The 21,767-nt window shown below is 44.7% G+C and carries 20 protein-coding genes; 17 read left to right on the forward strand and 3 right to left on the reverse strand.

Annotated features, from left to right (window positions below):
* The 3 genes from BM299_RS17130 to BM299_RS17140 all read left to right on the forward strand — a co-directional run.
* Window positions 1-444, forward strand: a 444-nt coding sequence (locus tag BM299_RS17130) for a VanW family protein (protein WP_165608408.1), incomplete at its 5' end; no start/stop codon positions are given.
* A 171-nt stretch (window positions 445-615) separates the two neighbouring features.
* Window positions 616-858, forward strand: coding sequence for a DUF2250 domain-containing protein (locus tag BM299_RS20515; RefSeq protein ID WP_425429501.1), 243 nt, complete (start codon window positions 616-618; stop codon window positions 856-858).
* Window positions 779-1,126: a helix-turn-helix domain-containing protein gene (locus BM299_RS17140; protein WP_245779837.1), complete on the forward strand. Its 348-nt coding sequence runs from the start codon at window positions 779-781 to the stop codon at window positions 1,124-1,126. The genes BM299_RS20515 and BM299_RS17140 overlap by 80 nt, the downstream gene beginning before the upstream one ends.
* A 173-nt stretch (window positions 1,127-1,299) precedes the next feature.
* On the opposite strand, the gene BM299_RS17145 is transcribed toward BM299_RS17140, so the two are convergent.
* Complete coding sequence (locus BM299_RS17145) at window positions 1,300-1,536, reverse strand: aspartyl protease family protein (protein WP_092487327.1); 237 nt, start codon at window positions 1,534-1,536, stop codon at window positions 1,300-1,302.
* An 87-nt stretch (window positions 1,537-1,623) separates the two neighbouring features.
* A complete protein-coding gene (locus BM299_RS17150) occupies window positions 1,624-3,384 on the reverse strand; it encodes a divergent polysaccharide deacetylase family protein (RefSeq protein ID WP_165608409.1) in 1,761 nt (586 codons plus the stop codon).
* Window positions 3,385-4,060: 676 nt separating this feature from the next.
* Here BM299_RS17150 and BM299_RS17155 point away from each other — a divergent pair.
* From BM299_RS17155 to cooS, 14 genes are all read left to right on the forward strand, one after another.
* Window positions 4,061-6,958: a CHASE4 domain-containing protein gene (locus BM299_RS17155; protein ID WP_092487333.1), complete on the forward strand. Its 2,898-nt coding sequence runs from the start codon at window positions 4,061-4,063 to the stop codon at window positions 6,956-6,958.
* Window positions 6,959-7,580: 622 nt separating this feature from the next.
* On the forward strand, window positions 7,581-8,027 hold the full coding sequence (locus tag BM299_RS17160; protein ID WP_092487336.1) for a rhodanese-like domain-containing protein: 447 nt from the start codon (window positions 7,581-7,583) through the stop codon (window positions 8,025-8,027).
* Between the two features lie 115 nt (window positions 8,028-8,142).
* Window positions 8,143-9,087, forward strand: coding sequence for a lysylphosphatidylglycerol synthase transmembrane domain-containing protein (locus BM299_RS17165; RefSeq protein ID WP_092487339.1), 945 nt, complete (start codon window positions 8,143-8,145; stop codon window positions 9,085-9,087).
* Window positions 9,081-9,533 (forward strand): C-GCAxxG-C-C family protein, encoded by a 453-nt coding sequence (locus BM299_RS17170; protein WP_092487369.1) that lies wholly within the window; start codon window positions 9,081-9,083, stop codon window positions 9,531-9,533. Before BM299_RS17165 ends, BM299_RS17170 begins: the two co-directional genes overlap by 7 nt.
* A complete protein-coding gene (locus BM299_RS17175) occupies window positions 9,490-10,200 on the forward strand; it encodes a TIGR04283 family arsenosugar biosynthesis glycosyltransferase (RefSeq protein ID WP_092487341.1) in 711 nt (236 codons plus the stop codon). The genes BM299_RS17170 and BM299_RS17175 overlap by 44 nt, the downstream gene beginning before the upstream one ends.
* Window positions 10,182-10,895, forward strand: coding sequence for a TIGR04282 family arsenosugar biosynthesis glycosyltransferase (locus BM299_RS17180; RefSeq protein WP_092487344.1), 714 nt, complete (start codon window positions 10,182-10,184; stop codon window positions 10,893-10,895). Before BM299_RS17175 ends, BM299_RS17180 begins: the two co-directional genes overlap by 19 nt.
* A 17-nt stretch (window positions 10,896-10,912) precedes the next feature.
* A complete protein-coding gene (locus tag BM299_RS17185; protein WP_425429500.1) occupies window positions 10,913-11,923 on the forward strand; it encodes a radical SAM protein in 1,011 nt (336 codons plus the stop codon).
* Window positions 11,924-11,944: 21 nt separating this feature from the next.
* Window positions 11,945-12,625 carry a TVP38/TMEM64 family protein gene (locus BM299_RS17190; protein ID WP_092487350.1) on the forward strand — a complete coding sequence of 227 codons (681 nt, stop codon included), beginning with the start codon at window positions 11,945-11,947 and terminating at the stop codon, window positions 12,623-12,625.
* Between the two features lie 281 nt (window positions 12,626-12,906).
* Entirely contained in the window at window positions 12,907-14,034 is a 1,128-nt protein-coding gene (locus BM299_RS17195) for an FIST signal transduction protein (protein WP_092487352.1), read from the forward strand.
* Window positions 14,035-14,460: 426 nt separating this feature from the next.
* Entirely contained in the window at window positions 14,461-16,284 is a 1,824-nt protein-coding gene (locus BM299_RS17200; RefSeq protein WP_165608410.1) for an HD domain-containing phosphohydrolase, read from the forward strand.
* A gap of 445 nt (window positions 16,285-16,729) precedes the next feature.
* A complete protein-coding gene (locus BM299_RS17205; RefSeq protein WP_342741341.1) occupies window positions 16,730-16,978 on the forward strand; it encodes an energy-coupling factor ABC transporter permease in 249 nt (82 codons plus the stop codon).
* 4 nt (window positions 16,979-16,982) lie between these two features.
* The gene (locus BM299_RS17210; RefSeq protein WP_281246390.1) at window positions 16,983-17,369 is read left to right on the forward strand and encodes a GGDEF domain-containing protein; all 387 of its coding nucleotides are present in this window, start codon (window positions 16,983-16,985) and stop codon (window positions 17,367-17,369) included.
* 403 nt (window positions 17,370-17,772) lie between these two features.
* Window positions 17,773-18,405 (forward strand): Crp/Fnr family transcriptional regulator, encoded by a 633-nt coding sequence (locus BM299_RS17215; RefSeq protein WP_092487360.1) that lies wholly within the window; start codon window positions 17,773-17,775, stop codon window positions 18,403-18,405.
* 151 nt (window positions 18,406-18,556) lie between these two features.
* Complete coding sequence (gene cooS, locus BM299_RS17220) at window positions 18,557-20,452, forward strand: anaerobic carbon-monoxide dehydrogenase catalytic subunit (protein WP_092487373.1); 1,896 nt, start codon at window positions 18,557-18,559, stop codon at window positions 20,450-20,452.
* A gap of 631 nt (window positions 20,453-21,083) precedes the next feature.
* Here the strand turns inward: cooS and BM299_RS17230 are convergent.
* On the reverse strand, window positions 21,084-21,767 hold a 684-nt coding region (locus BM299_RS17230), incomplete at its 5' end, for a YeiH family protein (RefSeq protein WP_092487376.1).

Here is a 21,767-nt window from a genome sequence, read left to right on the forward strand (position 1 = left end):
GGCGGGCTTTGCCAGTTATCCAATCTCATATACTGGATGACGTTGCATACGCCTCTTACCGTTACTGAACGCTGGAGACACAGTTATGATGTTTTCCCTGACTCGCACCGTACCCAGCCCTTCGGCAGCGGTGCAACGGTGGCGTATAACTACATCGACCTGCAAATTCGAAATGACACCAACACAGATTTTCAACTTCTCGTGTGGGTCGGGGATACTCACCTGCACGGTGAATGGCGCTCCGAACGGCCGGCCCAATTGCGGTACGAAATTTATGAGGCCGGCCACCGTATAACCCGTGAGTGGTGGGGCGGTTATTTGCGCCATAACGTAATCCGGCGCAAAATCTACGATGGGGAAAATAATCTGGTGGCGGACGAATTGGTGGCGGAAAACCACGCCGTTATGATGTACGAACCTATGCTGCCACCCGGCGAAAAATGAGCCGAGTTTCGTGTAAGTTTAGCCAAACTAAGAAAACTATTTAAGGTAATTCTCAAGAAAGAGTTTCCTCGTAGCCATAAAATTCGCTTATATACTATGGGTAAGTACAATGAAAAAGAAGCTAAAGCCACTAAAAGGAAAAAAATATAATATTGGAAAGGGCAACAAATGATGTTGAACTGGGATGTTTTAGAAGAGAAAGATCTCACAATTTTACAATATCTTTATAATATTGAAGCAGACTGCGCCAAGTTTATAAGTCGCAAATTGAGGATAAGCTTGGAGGAGACAATGCAACGTCTAAAACATCTAGAAAAATTAGGATTTTTGGAGCGTGTTAGAGGGACTTTTCCCAACGGCACAATCATTGATGAAAAAGATCTGGATTTACAAGAGTGCATTGCCTTATATTGAATTCGCCATTCATTTAGCAGCACCTGTACTGGCCAAGTTGTTGGCCGGTGAGGCCGTTTCTTCGAGCATACAAAAAGAACTTGCAGCAACTCCAAACGACAACCTTTACTTTGACTTACCCCAAACATTAACCCCCAAAGAAGCCGCTAGTTTCCTTCGTGTAAGCGCTTCAACCATATATGAAATGTGCAGGAGATGGCAAGGGAAATTTTTCCCGCATGTTAAGGTAGGTTCTCTGCGGCGATCCGGCCGGCCCCTGGCGCTTTGATTAACTTTCTTGCATGTCGGGCAGAGTGCCGTCTTTGCGTTTAGGGTTATGGCTATGGGGTCTGCAAAGCCGGCACCCTGCCCAGCTTTCGGGTCCTTGTGCATGCCCTTCTATGGGGTCGGCTTTCGGGTCACGGCCGTGGGCAAAAAGCATCCGCCGCCTGCTTCGGGGTCCTATGTGCCGGGCTTAACCTGCTTTACAAATGCGTATTGTTTCCCACCTATGCCATAGCTGGTTACAACAGTATCATCTTTCTCATAAACTAACCCCAAATCATCGACAACGTCGGGTGAAATAATTGAATATGCGGCACCGGTGTCGATAACAACATTGTCAATTGACTTCGTTTTCCCTTTGTACATAATTGTTAGGGAAACAAAAAGAAGTCCATTACGGAAGGCAATCCGCATACTTAAATTGCCCCCCTGAGGCCAGGCCTGAATATAAGGACTGCAAAATATATATGTTTCATATTGTCCTCCCGGTGTTGGCTTTGGTTAATGCAGCAATTCAGACAGGTATACAAGCTCAATTCCCTTGGCTTCCATTACCGGTATTATATCCTTGATGGCCCGGGCCATTTTTTTCCCGCCCAAACCTACATGACCGATCCCAACGGCGCTGCCTTTGGCCAGCGCTTCATCCGCCAAAAGCTCAAGCTGCTTCTTCATATGGGAAATGCTTTTTACATCGTCCAGAAACACATCCCTTTGGGTGTATGCAATACCCATACTTTGAGCCAGGGGGATAATTTTTGACTGGTTGGAAGTTCTGCTGTCCAGCACGTAGAATCCCTTTTCCCTGGCCACTTCCAGCACCGGGCGGATAAGCTCCTCCCGGGCGGTAATCAGGGAACCCATGTGGTTATTAAAACCGGTGGCATATGGCACCTGGGCGAAGTCTCGGCGGACCTGATTGCGGATTTCTTCAGCGGTCATGTTAGAAGTTATAGCCCCTGGACCCAACCATTTGGCTTTACCTTTGACCGGCTGCATGGGTAAATGTACGATTACCTCGTACCCCCGTTTCGCTGCTTGCACAGCCTGCCGGCTTGAATATTCCGGATTAGGCATTACTGCAAAGGTCATGGGCCTGTCAATGGAAATCATTTCTTTTAATCCCTCGGGGTTTCTTTGTCCTAAATCATCGATTACGATTGCCACCTTTGCTTTTTTACCTTCCATTATCCCTCCCGGGATCTTATTTAATGGTGCTTTTTTACGGGTCAATGGCTTGCTAATATCCATATGACCGGCCAGAGTTTTTCTTTTTTTTCCATTGACCAATATTTGAACCTGCTGTATCTCCGGGAATTCAAAAAGGGTACATGCGATTGAACTGATCGCAATCCATTCCCCTTCGCTGCCCATAAAACCGGGCTCTTCATTTGTTACCGCGAGGTCTACCGTTGCAAGGGGTCCCGATATTTTTAGATCTGTAAAAGAAATACCTTCCGGTATGCACGGACTTAGTTGTTTGATTTGCCGAGGGCCTTCCACCAGCTGTTCCAGTGCTGACCGGGCCAGTTCCTTCACCGTACCCTGCGCCGTATCGTCAAGTGTCATCTCTTCGGTAGCCATAAAGAGCCGGGTTTTGGTTTTGGGTACAAAGTATAAGTTAGGTAATTTATCATTTTCTACTGGCTCGACAATACTCCGCTCATAGACGGGTAGTTCCGAATTCATTGAAATATCCACAGTGTGGGAATTATTAAAGTAACTATTTATGCCCTTGCAAATTGATCGAGCCATTTTTTTATGGTACATGGGATCGGATAGATGTTGCCGGTCTGTATCAGCGGTTATATAACCCAACTCTACCACTACCGCGGGCATTTCCAGGTGGTTTAGTATGTAATAACTCCTGGGCCGGCTTGTCCTTTTTACCATGTCGGGAATATACCTTAATTCCCGTTGAATATCTTGTGCGAGAAGCTTTCCTAACCTAGTATCCTCATTGTAAAAAGCTACCGCTCCGGCTCTATTACCTTTAGGGGAGGAGTTGACATGTAAACTTACGAATATGTCCGCATTATTTTCTTTTGCTTTAGCAATTCTCTCATCAATATCATTATTTCTCTTTAAAAAAATTTTTTGGCCGGGTTGATAATCTCCATTTCTGGTAAGTATAACATTAGCGCCTTCCATTTCCAGCAATTGGGCTAATTCATAGGCCACAGCAAGTGTAATATTCTTCTCTGAAATTTTATCATCCGTACAGCCTATATCTTTACCGCCATGACCGGGGTCGATAACCACGGTTTTCCCCTTTATGTTATGTAGCGTTGGAAGTGACTTTTCTTCAATATGTAGGCTAAGAATATGAAGTAAAACTAAAAAAATAATAAGGGTAATAAGAAGGTTTTGCTTATGCTTATACAATTTGTAGAACCCCTTTCTTTTTTACTGAATCTGTAAGATGCAATTGATATTACTATGCAATTCTTAAGTTATTTTTTGAAATAGTTCATAATAATTTTCCTGGTAATATTTGAACAATTTTCAGGTGTTTAAAAAAACATACGTTTGGTAATATGTTTCCTGGAAAAAGTCCATTATTGCCAGAAGAGTAATTTTAATATTTAACAGAGGTCGCAAAGAAAAATTGCAAGTAAAAAACGTTATAAAACCCGTAATTTTTCGAGTTATATAACGTCTTTATCGCGGCCGGTTGAACCTGATAAATTATGAACTTATTAAAATTAAAATAAACTTTAATGATCTTATACAGCTTTCAGAAAAATACGAATTTTTCTGAAAATAAAGGAATTAAATAACAAATGGTCGTATTTTGTAAGGCAGGCTGCATGTACATGACTTCAAGCAGCTTGCCTTTTTGTTTTGAAAACCCGATTCTGATCGAATATAAACCGAGTGCAAGCGAGCGGATGTTAATTTACCGGATACCTTGAAGCGAACTATTGGAGGGCTAACCATGACATTGCGCAAAAAGACAATAATCATTATTAGCGTGACACTTGCAGGCTTGATTTTGATTTTGTATGCCATCTCGCGAGTAATCTTGCTGGACAGTTTCGCCGAACTGGAGGAACAGAATACCCGCCGGAATGTTGAACGTATTCTAAGTGCCTTATCTGATGACCTTTCCCATTTAAATCACTTGACCGCCGACTGGGCCGGGTGGGACGACACCTACGCCTTCATCGAGGATGCCAACGACAACTATGTCAAGTCGAATCTCGTTGATGAAACTTTTACCGAACTCAATCTCAACATTATGCTGTTTATTAACTCCTCCGGCCAAATTATCTTCGGTAAGGGTTTTGATTTAAAAAACGGGAAAGAAATACCCGTTCCGAAAAGTTTAAAGGAACACATTTCTGCCAACAGTCTCCTTGTGTACCACCCCGATGCAAAGAGCAGCACAACAGGGATCATTCTTCTTCCCGAAGGCCCCATGCTGGTTGCCTCAAGACCTATCCTGACCAGCGAAAAAAGTGGTCCTGTTCGCGGGGCGCTGATTATGGGACGCTACCTGGACTCCGCAGAAATCGTGCGTCTGGGCGAGAAAACACATTTGTCACTCACCATGCACAGTTTAAACGATTCGCAGATACCGCCCGACTTCCAGGCGGCGCTTTCCGCTTTATCGGAAGAGTCGCCGATTCTCGTCCGGCCGTTGGACGCGGAATCTGTTGCAGGGTACTCCACGTTAAAGGACATTTACGGAAATCCCGGTCTTGTATTGAGAGTGGATATGCCGAGGGAAATCTACGGGCAAGGCCGGGCCAGCGTGCTATATTTTATCTTATCGCTCCTGGTTATTGGTTTGGTATTTGGCGTGGTAACCCTGCTGCTTTTAGAGAAGGTGGTACTGTCCCGGCTGGTCCGTCTCAGCGCCGGTGTCAACAGCGTTGGAGCAAGTAGCGATCTCTCGGCGCGCGTGTCGATGACAGGAAGGGATGAATTGTCAAGCCTGGCCGGCGCGATCAACAGGATGCTGAAAGCGCTGGAGCAGTCCCAGGGTGAGCTGCAGGCGAGCGAAAAGCGTTACCGTAAACTGGCGAACAAACTGCGCACCGCTCATCAACAACTTCTGGATATAATCGAATTTCTCCCCGATGCCACCTTTGTCATCGACCATGATAAGAAGGTAATCGCCTGGAACCGGGCCATCGAAGAAATGACGGGGGTTTGTAAGGAGGAAATCATCGGTAAGGGTGATTACGCTTACACCGTACCCTTTTATGGAAAGCAGAGGCCGATGTTAATTGATCTTGTCTTTGCGGATGATAGAGAGATCGAACAAAAATATGATTACGTTGAAAAAAAAGGCAATACACTTTATGCCGAAGTCTTTACGCCGCCTGCATTTGAAGGGAAGGAAGTCTTTCTGTGGGCGACCGCCTCACCGCTCTTTGACAGCGACGGGAATCTGGTTGGGGCTATCGCAGCCATCCGCGACATCACCGAACGAAAGCAGGCAGAGGTATTGTTCAAGACTTTGTTCAGTAGTTCACCTATTGGCATCTACATTGTCCAGGACGGAAAGTTTCAGTTCGTCAATCCCCAGTTCCAGAAATATACAGGCTGTAGCGAAGATGAATTGTTAGGCATGGATTCTTTGAGACTTGTCCTTCCCGAGGACAGAAATGTGGTCAGGGAAAATGCTGTAAAGATGTTGAAGGGAGAGCGTTCCTCCCCTTATGAATACAGGATTATAAATAAATATGGGGAAACCAGGTGGATTATGGAAACGGTTACTTCCATTCAGTACCAGGGAAGGCGAGCAAACTTGGGAAACTTTATGGATATCACCGAGCGCAAGCTGATGGAGGAGCAGCTTAAATGCCTTAGCCTGCACGACCCTCTCACCGGGCTCTATAACCGCGCCTACTTCGAGCAGGAGATGCGCCGACTTGAAAGCGGCCGCTATAACCCGGTGGGCTTAATCGTGTGCGATATGGACGGGCTTAAACTTGTCAACGACACCTTGGGGCACGATACCGGAGACGCGCTGCTTTTGGCGGCCGCCGATGTGATCAAGAAATCCTTCCGCGAAGGCGATGTGGTGGCCCGGATCGGGGGCGACGAATTCGCCGTGCTGCTCCCGAACAGCGACGAAACTACTGTAGAAAGTGCCTGCCGTAGGATTCAAGATGCCACCGCAAAGTATAACGCAGCAAACCCGGAACTTCCCCTGAGCATATCCATCGGGTTTGTTGTCAGCAGTCAGACATCTACAAGTATGTGGGAACTCTTCAAGGAAGCCGATAACAACATGTACCGTGAAAAACTGCACCGCAGCCAAAGTGCAAAAAGCGCCATCGTCCAGGCCCTCATAAAAACGCTGGAAGCAAGGGATTTCATCACCAAAGGCCATTCGGACCGCTTGCAGGACCTGGTGGCAGGTTTAGCTATCGCCATCGGCCTGCCTGAACGTAACGTAACCGACCTGCGGCTCCTGGCCCAGTTCCACGACATCGGCAAGGTGGGCATACCCGATCGCATCCTCTTTAAGAAGGGTCCCCTTACCCCCGAGGAATCCAGCGAAATGCAGCGGCACTGCGAGATCGGTTACCGCATTGCGCAGTCTGCGCCAGACCTGGCTCCCATTGCCGACTGGATACTCAAGCACCATGAGTGGTGGAATGGCAAGGGCTACCCCCTCGGCCTCAAAGGGGAAGAGATTCCGCTGGAGTGCCGCATCCTGGCCATCGCCGACGCCTACAGCGCCATGACCAGCGACCGCCCCTGCCGCAAGGCCATGTCTCGCGAGGAAGCCGTGGCCGAACTCAGAAGGTGTGCTGGAACCCAGTTTGACTCGCGCTTGGTGCAGAAGTTTGTGCAAGTATTAGAAAGCCAAACCTGAGCACCGACACCGGACCAGATCCGGAAAAGGATATTAGTGCCAGCGGTAATTAAAGGTAAAGGCTAGCCCTCGAGGTTTTATGGCAACCTGGTCCGGTGCGCGCCGGTACCCGCTCCGAGACATCCCGGAAATCCTCGTAGAAAGTGATGTCCTCCACCGAATGAATTCGGGGGCATCCAACGTAGATGTGCAGGTTCAGTCTGAATGGTACGGCCTTTGTTGAAGCAATTACACCTAACGTAGCACGTTTTGGCCGTGGTATTTTGTGCCCGCATATAAAGTGTTAAAATTTTTGCACACTATTTAGGCAGCGATCCGCTCGTTTCTGAACTGCGCAGCACTTCGAGACCCAGGAGCTCTTGCCTCTTGCATCAATCCAGCGTGTCCAAGCGATCCCAAACAAGCGTTATGATCAGCTAATCTTTCTCGCCCGGGAAGAAATGCAGGCAATTTGTTAGCTTCGATTGTTATGCATTACAATAGTCAATATTTTGTTTTAGTCGGTTAATCAGTATAAAAAATGTTTATGTATAAAAGCATTTTAATTAATTTGTTTTATTTGAATAATAAATTATCTTTATGTATTCTAGAGGTGGATTTTTCAATAAGGAGGTTGCTGGAAATGTTTAAAAAGCTTTACCTTTTGTTTGCAATGCTGTTAGCAGCAGGAATTCTTGTGGTGGGATGCGGTGGACAAGGAACCAAAAAGGATTTCCATTATAAAACAGCAGAAGAATTGAAGACTATGTTGGAACAAGGGGAACCTATACATATCGTGGATATTCAAGTAGAGGAAGAATATAAACAGGGTCATATCAAGGGCTCTGTCGCTACATTCGCCTACCCGGTCGAAAGTGACGAAGATAAAGCTAAGCTGGACGCTGTGCTGCCTGAACTTCAAAAAGATGAAGCACCTATTGTAATTGTTTGTCCCCGTGGTGCCGGCGGGGCAGAACGTACTTACCAATACTTGCAAGAAAAGGGATTCCCGGAAAGCAGGCTTTTTATCCTGGAAAAAGGTTGGGCCGGCTGGGACTATCCTGAATGGACAGCCACGGGTTCAGAATAATAATTAAAACCTAATGAATAGGTTTTAATTATATCCGGCTTTTTTAAAGCCGGTTGCTTTTTTTCGATTACGTGAACAAAAACTGTTATTTTAAATTGACAAGGCGTTGTTAAGCATGTCTAAAAAAACAAACTGGAAGTTCGTTTTACGGCTCGTGATTTCCCTTTTATTATTTAGTTGGCTATTATATTCCGTGGAATGGTGCCAGGTATGGAACGCCATATTGCGGATCAATGTTTCTTGGCTTCTGTTGGCTGCGGGTTGGGTTGTTACGGCCGTTGCCGTGAGCGTCGTTAAGTGGAGGCTAATCTTACAGTCGCAAGGGCTTCAGGCAAGCTGGGGGGAACTTTGGAGGGCCTATTGGATCGGTCTTTTCTTTAATAATTTTCTTCCCTCCAGCATTGGCGGGGATACCATGCGGATAGTGCAAATTGGAAAAACCACAGGAGACGCGGCCGGGGTAACAGCTTCTGTGGTGATGGAAAGACTTTTGGCTACAATAGCCCTCTCATTAGTAGGCCTGGCAGCGTCTATACATGTTTTTGAAACCAGCTTTATAAAAGTGCGCATGCTATTTGGGGTGCTGTTGGCAGGCAGTTTATTTTTGGCAGGGTTGCTTATGTGGGGAAAAGTTCCTGGTTGGCTGGCAAGGAAAAATGGAAAACTTGCTGCCTTTCTTCATGGTTTTATGAAGCACGGCCAACAGCTTCGTAAACAACCAATGCCGCTTTTTTGGTCCCTTCTCTGGTCGGTGGTTTTTCAGATGACCAATGTTGCCGTAAACTATTCTATTTTTCAGGGACTTGGACTTTTGGAAGTGAACCTGTGGAGATCAATGTTTATCATTCCGGCCACTGCTGCGGTGGCTATGCTGCCCATCGCAATTAACGGGTATGGCATTCGTGAGGGTGCCTATGTATTTTTACTAGCCCCCTATGGTGTTAATCAGGCCGCTGCCTTTACGGCATCCATATTGTTTGCCTTTTTAGTTAGTTTATGCAGTTTGTGGGGCAGTGTTCTCTGGCTGGGGTGTAATAAGGGAGGGGAAACATCATGCTAGCACAGAAAGCGTCTGATATTGCCAAAGAAGCCATGGGGAAAGGACATAATTGCTGCGAGGCTGTTTTGATGGCGGCAAATGAGGTTTGGAGCCTGAAATTGTCTCCCGACACTTTAGCGGCCGGGGTTTTTTTTAGGGAAGGGATGGGTAGCGGCTGTTCCTGCGGTGCCCTTGTAGGGCTGGTAATGATATCCGGCATATTGTCCCGGAAATATCCACATCCACTGGGTAAAGAACTGGCACCTTACTTGTACCGCAGGTTTAAAGAACAATTCGGTTCTTCATGCTGCCGGGTACTTTGCAGCAATAGGCCGTTGCGGGAAAGAATCGGAAAAAAAGGTTGCAAAATCCTCACCGGAAATACGGCGACGCTGATGGTGGAAGTCTGGGAGGAGGTTATCCGTGGCACAGAGCAAAATTTCCGTAATTATACCAACGCTCAATGAAGAAGCACATATTGGTGCTTTATTAAAAAACCTCGGGCAAGTGCAAGGCATTGAAATTATCGTCGTTGATGGCGGCAGTACGGACCGCACCCTGGAAATCTGTCGTTTACATGCGGTTAATTGCTTGAGCGGCGCTCCCGGCCGGGGAACACAGATGAATTTGGGAGCCCAAAAAGCAACGGGGGATATCCTCTTTTTTCTACATGCGGACTCTACTGTAGAGATGAGGGTTTTTAATGATATTAGAAAGGCAGTCAGAAACGGATACCGTTGGGGATGCTGTACCCTGTTTTTCACTGAGCAGACAATCTTTTTCAACCTGGTAGCAATAGCATCCCGCTTACGAGTAAAGTTTTTTTCCAGCTGCTACGGAGACCAGGGGATCTTTTGTGAAAAAGATTTGTTTTCCCGTGCCGGCGGGTTCCCGGATTTTCCGTTTTTGGAGGATCTGGCTTTTTCCCATTGTATGCGCCGCTATCAAAGAGCCGGTATGATACCGGGCAAAATCACTACCAGTACCCGGCGTTTCCGTCAAAACGGTTTATTTAGAACTCTATTAAAAATGCAAATGGTAAAAGCTTTATATACCCTGGGCATATCTCCAGGAAAACTGCTTGATATTTATCAATCTTCGGGGAAGGGCTTGTCATGCAGACGGCTTTTGTGATTTTTAGTAAAGTTCCTTGGCCCGGTAAAACCAAAAGTCGCTTGCATGGAAAATTATCTGCTGAAGAATGCGCCCTATTCCACAGGGCTTGTTTGATCGACCTACATGAAATTCTAAAGGGTACCGGTTGTAAAGCAATTCTTTATTTTACCGGGGGTAGCCGGGAGGAATTTGCTTTAGAATTTCCGGGGCAAATGCCCCATGGCTTTGAGGAATTGAAGTTGCTGCAGTTAGGATACTTTACGTTCAGGCAGCAGCACGGCGAGGACCTGGGGGAGAGATTGCATCACGCGGTAACCGAGGTTTTACGGTGTTATGAGCGGGTTATTTTACTGGGCTCGGATTTACCGGGTTTGGCAGGGGATTTACTGTTGTCTGCCGCCGAAAATTTGGCTCAGCATGATGTTGTTATCGGTCCTGCTGTAGATGGTGGTTACTACCTGCTGGGCCTTAAGAAAGCATACAAGGTGCTTTTTCAGGGAATTTCCTGGGGTTCGGGCCGCGTGTTGGAACAAACACTGAAGGCAGCGGAAAATAACAATTTGAAAGTTTCATTTTTGCCCGTAAAGCGAGACATCGATACGTGGGAGGACTTGGTTGCATATGTTCAATCGGGCAGAAAAGAACATAATCTTAAAAACATGCTGTCTTTTCGCTTGGCGGAATATCTGCTGGAAATCTATGATAGGCAGTAACGGAAAGGAAGATGGAATTGGATACTAATATTAAAGAAATTGTCGATAGAGCTTTGAACGGTAAGGAAATTACAGTTCCAGAGATAAAGGAACTTTTTACTGTACCTGCTGTGTCGGAAGAGTCCTATTTTATCCAATATGCTTCCAGAAAAATGAGCGAGGTTACTTTGGAGGGCAAAGCTGAAGTTCACGCTCAAGTAGGTATCAATGTTGGACCATGTCCCAAGAATTGCCAGTTTTGTTCCTTTGCAGCCACCAACAGGGTTTTTAAGCATTTCAAGGTGTTAACGCCGGAAGAAATTATTAAGCGGTGTCAAAGGTTCGAACAAGACGGTGCCAATGCTATTTACCTTATGGCGACTGCCAATTTTAAGTTTGAGGAATTTATCAATATTGCAAAACAAGTAAAACCGGCCCTAAAGCCGGAAACGGTTTTCATTGCTAATGTGGGAGATTTTGATGAGGCCGGGGCCTTGGCTCTCAAGGAAGCAGGGTTTACCGGAGTTTATCATGCCATTCGTTTGGGCGAAGGAACCGTGACGGACATTGATCCCAAGGAACGATTGAAAACAGTACGGGCCGCCAAAAAGGCCGGACTTTTGGTGGGGACTTGTGTGGAACCTGTAGGCCCCGAGCATGCACTGGAGGAACTAGTGGAAAAGACCCGGCTAGCCAGGGAAATGGCACCTGTTTTCGGTGGGGCCGCTCGTAGAATTTCCATACCCGGAACTGAATTAGCAAAGAAAGGTATGGTTAGCGAGGCTGGAATGGCTCATATACTGGCGGTGGTACGGTTGGCCATGGGGTACCGGGTACCGGGGAACTGCACCCACGAGCCAAACGGTATCGGGGCCATGGCCGGCGCAAGCCTTTTATGGGCCGAAAATGGATCAAACCCCAGAGATACCGATGAAAAGACAGAAACAAACAGGGGTTATTCAGTTAAAAAATGTAGGGAAATCCTCAGCGAAGCAGGGTGGGACATTCTGGACGGACCTTCGCAAATATTTAAGCCCCAATGCCGGTAAAATTATGGAGGACAATAAAATATGGAGAAGAGAACCGGCTGGTTGGTAAAAATAGGTATTGTTATAATATTGACGCTACTATATCTAACGGTAGAGCCATTGCAGATTTTTATTAAACGAATTGTTTTTTTGTTTACCATGGTGGATATCTCAGCCATTAAAGGTTACATTTTATCATTCGGCATATGGGCGCCGGTGGTTTCTTTCTTTTTAATGATATTCCAATCAGTGGCAGCCCCCCTGCCGGCATTTGTTTTAACTTTTGCCAACGCTGGACTTTTCGGCTGGGTAAAAGGGGCGGCTCTGTCCTGGTCAAGTGCCATGGCCGGGGCTGCGGTATGCTTTTTTATCGCGCGGTTTTACGGCCGGGAGGTTGTAGAAAGTCTCACCAGCAAAATGGCATTGGAGAGCGTGGATGAATTTTTTGAGAGATACGGCCAGTATGCAATTTTGATTGCTCGCTTGCTGCCCTTCATTTCTTTTGACGTGGTCAGCTACGCTGCGGGTTTGACTTCAATGGGTTTTTGGCAATTTTTTTGGGCCACCGGGATTGGCCAGTTACCAGCCACACTGGTTTATTCCTATGCCGGTGACATGCTGGTAGGTAGTGCCAGGACATTTGTTTTTGGCCTTTTAATTTTGTTCTCTTTCAGTGTACTGGCATTTTTGCTCAAAAAAATTTTTCAGGAAAGAAAGTGCTAATGTAAACATTAAAATAAAACAGTAAAGCAAACTCTCAAAATTGAAGAGTAAGATACCTTTTAGTAATTTGGTAAAATTTCAAAAAATGGTAGTTGCTTTTTTGCAGGCAGAAAAATATAATGTAGTAAAATAGCTTAATTATTTAGTTTGGCTACTTTAGTTTAACAATTTAGTTTAAAGTTTTAGTTTAAGAAAGAAAGTTATGTCTACGTACCTAGCTTTCTTTCTTTTTTATGTTTTACAATAATCACCATAAAGTGGTTTATCGGGGGGGGGATAATATGCAGGTGGGCGTTGGTTATAACCAGGAAAATAATTCAACCCTGGCGGGAAGATTAGCAGCTGAACAAGCCGTCAAGCAAAGTGGAGAACCTGCCATAACCTTTCTCTTTAGTACTGAAAATTATAATCAAAAATTGGTATTTCAAGCTGTCAAGAAGGTTATAGGTAAATCCAAATTAATAGGGGCTTGTACTTCCGGTATTATTACCAATGCTGGGGTATTGGAGAAAGGAGTAGGAATTTGTACGATCAGTGGTTCTGAGATTCAAGCTGTCACGTGCTTGCAAGAAAATATTGCCCTATCTCCCTGGAAAAGCGGAGAAGAGGCAGGTAAAAAATTGCGTATGAGCGGTATTGACTCCGGGACGGTCTTTGTATTTCCGGATGGATTCGCTGCCAACCTCTCCGAGCTCCTGAGAGGAATATATAACGTTTTGGGACCGGACTTCATCTATATCGGCGGGGGAGCGGGGCATAATCTCAAGTCTTTTCAAACCCACCAATTTACTGACCAGGGAATTAAAAGTAATGCCCTTGCAATTGCTCTTGTCAAGGGGATTAATTTTCAAATCGGGATAGGCCACGGCTGGCAGCCCGCGGGACAGCCTATGGTAATTACTAAGGCGGAGGGCAAAAAAGTTTACGAGATTAATGGACGTCCGGCATTCGAGGTATACTCGGAATGCTTGGGCGGTTTTGATAAGATAAATTTTCCTTCTTACGGTATGAAGCATCCCTTTGCCATACCCTGTGTGGGTGGCAATTTCCTTATCCGGGATCCCCTTAAAATTGAAGAAGATGACAGCATAACCTTTGTTACGGAGGTTCCGCAAAGCACCGTGGTAACTCTGACGGAAGGTACCTTCGATAACCTGATCACCGCTGCCGGAGAAGTGGCTAAAACAGCCGTAAATACCGTAAAACTTCCAAAGATATTATTTTTATTTGACTGCGTTTCCCGTTATCTGTTAATGGGAAAAGAGTTTAAGCGCGAATTGAAAGCGGTCATGGAAGTTATAGGGCCGGACATACCTGTGATGGGCATGCTCACATTTGGGGAAGTAGGTACTTTTTCCGGTATTCCGTACTTTCATAACAAGTCCATAGTTGTAGCTGCGGGGTGGTAATAGGTGTCCGTAAATCTAAACACATTCGAGCTGTTTATTTTATACGATATTGCCTCCTTTTCGTTTCCGGAGCGGGAAGAGGAATTAATGTCTGAAATAATTGAAAAGTCAACCCGGCTATTCGGAGTCCGCCGCCTAGCCCTCTTCACCGGTGAAGGGGATGGCCGAAAATGTTTGGGACGTTGGGGTTTCCAAAAGGAAAGCGATATCTGGAGGGCTGTTGAAGAAAGGGTGGATAATTCTTTTTTATATCACCTGGAAAAGGGAAAGTTGGGATTACTGTATTTGGAACAGGCTTCTCCTCTCTCCGAGCGCGATAGAAGGTTGTATACCATTTTTGCCCGCCGCATTGAAGAGATATTAAGGGTTAAGCGTTTAGAGCGGGAACAGCGGGAACTGGAAAAAGAGAAATCCAGGGAACAACGGTTGCTCCTGGACAGTATCCCGATTCAAGTTTGGTACTTAAAGGATGCAGAAACGTACGGAGCAGCAAATAAAGCTCACGCGGAGTTTTTGGGAAAGAAAAAAGAAGAACTGGAGAATAAAAGCCTGTTTGAAGTTGCCGGCACGAAAGAGGAAGCAATGGCTTATATTGAAGGAAACAGGAGGGTTTTCGAGGAAAAACAGCAGATCCAAACGGAAGAATTGGTCTGTGACGGCCGCGGAGAGAAACGTCTGTTATCCATTGTAAGAACCCCCGGCTTCGATTCGAACGGAAACGTGGAATATGTAATATGCAGCGCGCAGGACATTACCGAGCAAAAACAAGCCGAAGAGGCACTGCGAGAAAACGAAGAAAGATTTAGAAACATTTACTCGCAATCACCAATTGGAATCGAATTGTACGATGCCGGTGGCCAATTAATCGATGCCAACCAAGCCTGCCTGGACATTTTTGGAGTATCCGATATCGAGGAAATGAAAGGATTTAAACTTTTTGATGACCCCAATATTCCGGATGAAGCAAAAAAGAAACTCCTTGAAGGTGAAAGCGTGAGGTATGAGGCGGAATTTGATTTTGATATAGTAAAGAAAATGGCATTGTATAAGACAATAAAATCAGGAACTTGTTTTCTTAATTGCCTCATAACTCCTTTAAAAACAAATGAAGGTGCCCGTTATGGATTTATGGTGCAGGTCCAGGATATTACCGAGCGCAAGCAGGTGGAGGAACAAATCAGATATTTAAGTTTTCACGATAAACTGACCGGGCTTTATAACCGGGCATACTTTGAAGAAGAGCTGAAGCGTTTGGATACCAAAAGGCAGTTGCCCTTGAGCATAATTCTGGGAGATGTCAATGGCTTGAAGTTGGTTAACGATACCTTTGGCCACCACGAAGGGGATATGCTGTTAAGAAGGATAGCCCGTATATTGAAAGATTCCTGCCGGAAGGAAGATATTGTTGCCCGCTGGGGCGGAGATGAGTTTGCAATCCTTTTACCACGAACCCCTAAGAATGCCGTTATAGAAGTTTGTAATCGAATAAAAGAAGCCTGCAAGGAAGCCAAAAAAGACCCCATACAGCTTAGCATTGCCTTAGGTGCTGCAACCAAAGAGGAACCTGGACAGGATATACAAGAAATACTCAGGGAAGCCGAGGACAGAATGTACCGGCACAAGCTATTCAGGAGCAAGAGTGTTCGCAGCTCCATCATCTCCTCCCTGACGAAAACGCTGCAGGAGAAAACCCATGAAACGGAAGAACATGCACGTCATGTGCAGGAGTTGGCTTTACAGTTGGGGCGAAAGCTTGAATTATCGGATAACCAGTTAGATGAGCTGGCTCTTTTGGCAGCATTGCATGATATTGGAAAAATTGCAATCCCGAACAGTATTCTTATGAAACAAGACATGTTAACAGAGGATGAATGGGAAATCATAAAAAAACACACCGAGATAGGTTTTCGTATTGCCCAATCCTCTCCCGAACTGGCACATATAGCTGATGCTATTTTATCCCACCATGAGCGGTGGGACGGAACCGGATATCCAAGAGGATTAAAGGGAGAAGAAATACCGCTTAACTCACGGATAATAGCAATTGTCGATGCCTACGATGTTATGACCCGTGGCCGGATATATAAAAGAGCAATTAGCCGGCAAGAAGCTTTGGAGGAACTCAATAGGTGTGCCGGTAGCCAGTTTGATCCGAAATTGGTTAAATTATTTACAGATTTGGTTTCGGAAGTAAATTCCCCTTTAAGAGAAAGGTTCTTTTCATTTGAGAACGTAAAAAGCTTTGTGTAGTGCGGCCGGGCAAGATCGCTAATTCTAGTGGGTAAAAGTCCCACCAGGGTAATGCCTAACCAGCAGCCCTGTAGCCAGTTCTTGGAGACGTTCAGGCAACTGAAAGTTTTAAGCTTTTAATGAGCGTTGGGAGCCATTTTGGTATCCGTTGTTCTGAGCAAATCCAGGCTTTAAACTTAAACAAATTTCTTTTTTTATGAAGGAAAAATTATAAATTAAACAGAAATATATTTTAATACCGATAAAAGAAACCATCAAATGAATTGAGAAAGTGTTTTTCTTTTTAACACATACCACGAAGGTATAGCCCTTTACGAAACAGGGGGTTACTTCGTGGTTTTATTTTTTATTGAAGGAAGGTGATAAATGAGAGTTGCTATAGTAGATATTCAATGAGGTAATAGGGAAACTAATTATTAATTCTAAAAGAAAAGGGGTTGATATAGTGCATATACCGGATGGATTTTTGGACGTGAAAACTTGGGTCACTACCTACGCATTCAGTGCAGGTGCATTAGGTTATAGTGTAAAGAAATCAAGGGAAGTTTTAAACGATCGTCTGATACCGAAATTAGGAATTATAGCTGCATTTATTTTCGCTGCCCAGATGGTCAACTTTCCGATTGCAGGAGGTACCTCCGGACATCTTTTAGGGGCAGCACTGGCGACAATTCTATTGGGGCCTTTTAATTAAGCAGATCAATGATAACTGCGGGCACGCCTGCGGGGATCTTGTACTCAGTGACGTGGCCAAGTTGATTAAAACAACTGCCCGTGTATCCGATGTGGTGGGACGCTATGGAGGAGATGAATTTGTTGTTATTTTGTCCAATACGGATGAGGATGCGGCACTTTCCTTTGCCCGAAGGGTTATTGAAAAAGTGAACAAGCATTCTTTTATTACTCCATTAGGGAGATTGGAGATAGGAGTAAGCCTTGGGGTTTCGGTATGGCAACCGGATAACGGTAACGGTAACCTTGAAGAACGGATGCGGGTATTACTGCAACAGGCCGACATGGCTTTGTTGGAGTCAAAACGGCAGGGCCGCAACCGGGCCACAATAGGCGGTAAGCATGCTCGTTAGCTGCTTGTTGATTGTTATTTCCACAAAAATGTTATGCCCTGTAAAAATCTATAGGGCATAAATTATATATTTTTTACAAAAACCCTGCACCTGCTTTTTAGGAAGGGTTTTATTTTACGTGTTTCGGAGGTATTTCAAGATGGGGCTTTCTTAAAAGTAGGAGGTTTATAATGCCGCAGTATGTGGAAATATTTAAACGAAAAAATTTTTTACCGCAATTTGGGTAAAGGTATAATTCATTTTTATATCGAACACTATCTGGGAATGTTTATTGTTTGTAAGTGCAATAGGTATATAGGACTTTGAGCAGAATTTAATAAAAAATTATTATAGAGGCTTTAAACTCATAAGATTTAAATTACGAGGTGATATTATTAAGGAATTAGGTAATGCATTAAAGGGAATGGATTTATTCGAAGGGGTACAATTAAATAATATTAGACAATACCAGGAATTTTTTCAGGAATACAGCTTTGAACGAAAAGAAATAATATTTTCTCCCGGAAAATATCCCAAGTCCATTTTTTTGGTTTTAAAGGGAAAAGTACGTATTTTCTTAAGTTATCCCCAGGGAAAAGAATTTACTCTATCCGTTCTACAGCCGGGAGATGTTTATAGCGGGCATACCAGAGCCTTTGGTCAGGCTTTGAGTGCTGTAAAGTTAGCTATGATCCCCATAAATGTATTTAAGGATATGCTTATCAGCGTGCCTGGCTTAGTATTCGGCCTGGTTACAGTGTTAGGGGATGCACTGAAAGGTTCTATAGATGTGATTGAAAGCCTGGTATTCGAAGAAGCAGGAGTAAGATTGACTTCCTTAATAAGGGAATGGGCCCAACAATCCGGTACTTCTACAGATGAGGGCATATTAATAACTCTTGACTTTACCCGGGAGGAGATATCAAGTATGATTGGCAGCAGTCGGCAAACCCTGGCCACTCTGTTAAAAGAGCTTTCAAGTGCCGGGTTGATAGAAATAAAGAAAAAGACTTTAATAGTTAAGGATCTGGAAGGAGTAACCAACTTCTTTAAATAACAAAAACTAAAATTTCGAAATTAATTGTCTATTTGTAAAATACTTTACGGAAACCCCCTTAAGACCATGCTACACTTGACATTGACATACATCAGGGACAAACAAGGGGGTTTTACAGGTGAGAAATAAGCCGGATGTAAATGAGTTGACTATGGATACCGGGGTTCAACAACTACTTGTCAAAGCCCGGGAAGAGGGAATAGATACCGCATTTGACAGGGCGATAAAAATGTCACAGTGTGGTTTTGGTTCCACAGGTGTTTGCTGTCGACTTTGCTTGGAAGGACCATGTCGTATAGCCCCCAATGGTAAAGGTCCCCAATTGGGGGTTTGCGGTGCCAATGTTGATACTATAGTTTCCAGGAACTTCCTTAATGCTGTTATTCAAGGTGTATCCAGCCATGCAGAACATGCCAGGGAAATAGCTCATGCACTTATTGAAATAGTTGAGGATAAAGCTCCTTATGTTATTCAGGATCAAGCCAAGTTGAACAGTATTGCCAGGGGATTGGGTACCCCATGTGATGGTAAGGATGTTAACGAACTGGTTAAAGAAGTAGCTCATAAAGCGCTGGAGGATTTTCAAAAACAATCCGGAACCCTTAACTGGTTAAAATTACACGCCCACGAAAAGTCCTATAAAAATTGGCAACAACTGGGATTGCTTCCTGTTAACGCACATCTTGAGATAGCAAAGGGGATAGCCCGCATGGTTATGGGTGGTGATGCAGACCCGGCCAACTTATTGTTAGGCACAATAACCATGGGATTAGTAGACGGATATGCGGGATTACACATGTCAACCGACCTTCAGGACATATTATTCGGCTCCCCCAGAACAGTTAAAACTCAGTACCGGTTAGGTGTAATCAAGAAAGAAAAGGTGAACATCTCGGTAAACGGCCATATCCCCCTGCTGGCTGAAAAAGTTGTTGAATGGGCCAATAAACTGAATGAAGAAGCTAAAAAAGTTGGCGCTGAAGGTATCAATGTAATTGGCGTGTGTTGCAGCGGAAACGAATTGCTTATGCGCAAGGGTATTTCTGTAGCTACTAACTACGCCAGCCAGGAACTCCCCATTGTTACAGGTGCACTGGAAGCCATGGTGGTGGATATTCAGTGTATTATGCCTGGTTTGCAGCAAGTGGCCAGTTGTTATCATACCGAGCTAATAACTACCTTGCCTTACGCAAAAATTTCCGGTGCTACACATGTAGAATTTACAACCGAAACAGCGGACGAGGCAGCTAAGGAAATTGTATTACGTGCCATTGACAACTTTGAAAAACGTGATCCGAATAAGATTGACATACCAGAAGAAGTTACTGAAGCTTATGCTGGTTTTTCAGTAGAGCAAATAATTGAGGCCCTTTCATCCGTCAATGCGGGTGATCCTCTAAAACCGCTGGTTGATGCCATTGCCGGTGGAGAAATTGTGGGAGCGGTTGCTCTTGTTGGTTGCACAAACCCCCGTAAAAAACAGGATAAGTACAACGTGGAATTAGCCATGGAATTAATAAAAAATAACGTACTGGTTGTTGCCACCGGGTGTTCCGCCCACTCGCTGGCCAAATTTGGCTTGATGTCACCGGAAGGGGTAAAATACTGCGGTGATGGTTTGCGCGGGGTATTAACTGCCATAGGACAAGCCAACGGACTTCCTGCTTTGCCGCCGGCTCTTCATATGGGCAGTTGCGTTGATAATTCCCGTATTGCCGATTTATTAACCGCACTGGCTAACTACTTGAATGTAAGTGTCAAAGATTTACCGGTGGCGGGTTCCTGCCCCGAAACCCATCATCCTAAAGCATTGGCTATTGGTACCTTCTTCCTGGCCAACGGAGTGGACGTACATGTTGGTGTAAACCCACAAGTTACCGGTTCAGAATTTGTAGTCAATGTACTTACATCCTCAAAACAAGACTTCCCGGTTACCACTGATGGTCTATTTGGCGGTAAATTAATTTATGAAGAGGACTCTGTTAAAGCAGCAGAAACAATACTTGATCGAATCAAAAAGAAGCGCCGGGGATTAGGCCTCAGGTAAAATGCAGGAGTGATTATTAATAAATTGCAATTTCCGGGAAGGGAGGGTGGGTAAGACAATTATTCCATTTCGCCCAAACCATGGAAATGAGATACGGAATAACGTATTACCAAAGAAAAACCATGGCCGTTTTAATACCGCCGGCAGGCACCAGAACGGGTTCTTCATAAGGTACGCCGCCATCAACGCTGATGTTGACCCGGTAGTATGTAAACCAGCTTAAACCGGAAAACTTTCATTGTTTGCAACTCTTGCTTTCAGGTACTAAAGCCCAAATTTTCTTCTTTAATTATCATAATTCCTTCCAGACACACCAAGTTATTTTATATGAACCGGCGCTTTTAAACAAAAATCAAACCCCTTGGTAAAAGGACTTATACCTTTAACCAGGGGATTGTAACTTAACGAATCCGTGTCGGAATAATTGAGATTTTCCCGGTACGCCTGTCGCATGTCAGATAAAAGGAACATCCGGGTGTATGCCGTGACGATAGCCGCCACCGTAAAAAAAATATTACATCCTTCACCCATTGCATCTTTCTTTTTGTTTGTTTGAACATTATCTGTCATCGCCCCGTTTTGAAAAGCGTTCTGTAATTAGTTCGTCTTTCATAAAAGGTTTTGTAAAACCTTAAAAATGTAGGGTGCGAACAGCTAATAAGCCGGCAACTGAAATAACCAGGGAGCCAATAAATCCGATAAACAGCGACTTTATTCCCATGCGCTTGACTATAACAAGATCTACGCTAAGTCCCATGCCTGCCATCGCCATTATCATAAGTAGACTGCTGATGTGAAGCATCACAGAAGTAAGATCATGAGGAATTAAACCAAAGGTGTTGAGACAACTCAGGCCTAAAAAGCCGAAAATAAACCAGGGAATTGACAAGCCCTGCGATCCGGCGCTTTGTTCCTTCCTTGCATCCCTCATGTTAAACCAAAGACTAATCCCAAGAGTAACGGGAATTAATAGTGCCACCCGACCGAGTTTGGTTAAAATAGCCATATTGGCCGCAGATTCACCTGCCGGCTGAGATGCTGCTACCACATGGGCTACTTCGTGCAAGGTTGATCCCACAAAAATACCATATTCATCTAAACCTAACCCCAGAAACGGTTTTAACAGAATGTATAAAATACTGCCAATGGTCCCCAAAACAGCAACACTCGCCACAGATACCACAGTTTCATCCTGATTCGCTTTAATCGTTGGCGCGACCGCAGCAACAGCAGCGGCTCCACAGATTCCTGTCCCTACTGCTGTCAGTAAGGCCAATTTTTCTTCAACAGCCAGTATTCTTCCTAGATAGCATAT

Source organism: Desulfoscipio geothermicus DSM 3669, from assembly GCF_900115975.1.
Taxonomy (GTDB): Bacteria; Bacillota; Desulfotomaculia; order Desulfotomaculales; family Desulfallaceae; genus Desulfoscipio; species Desulfoscipio geothermicus.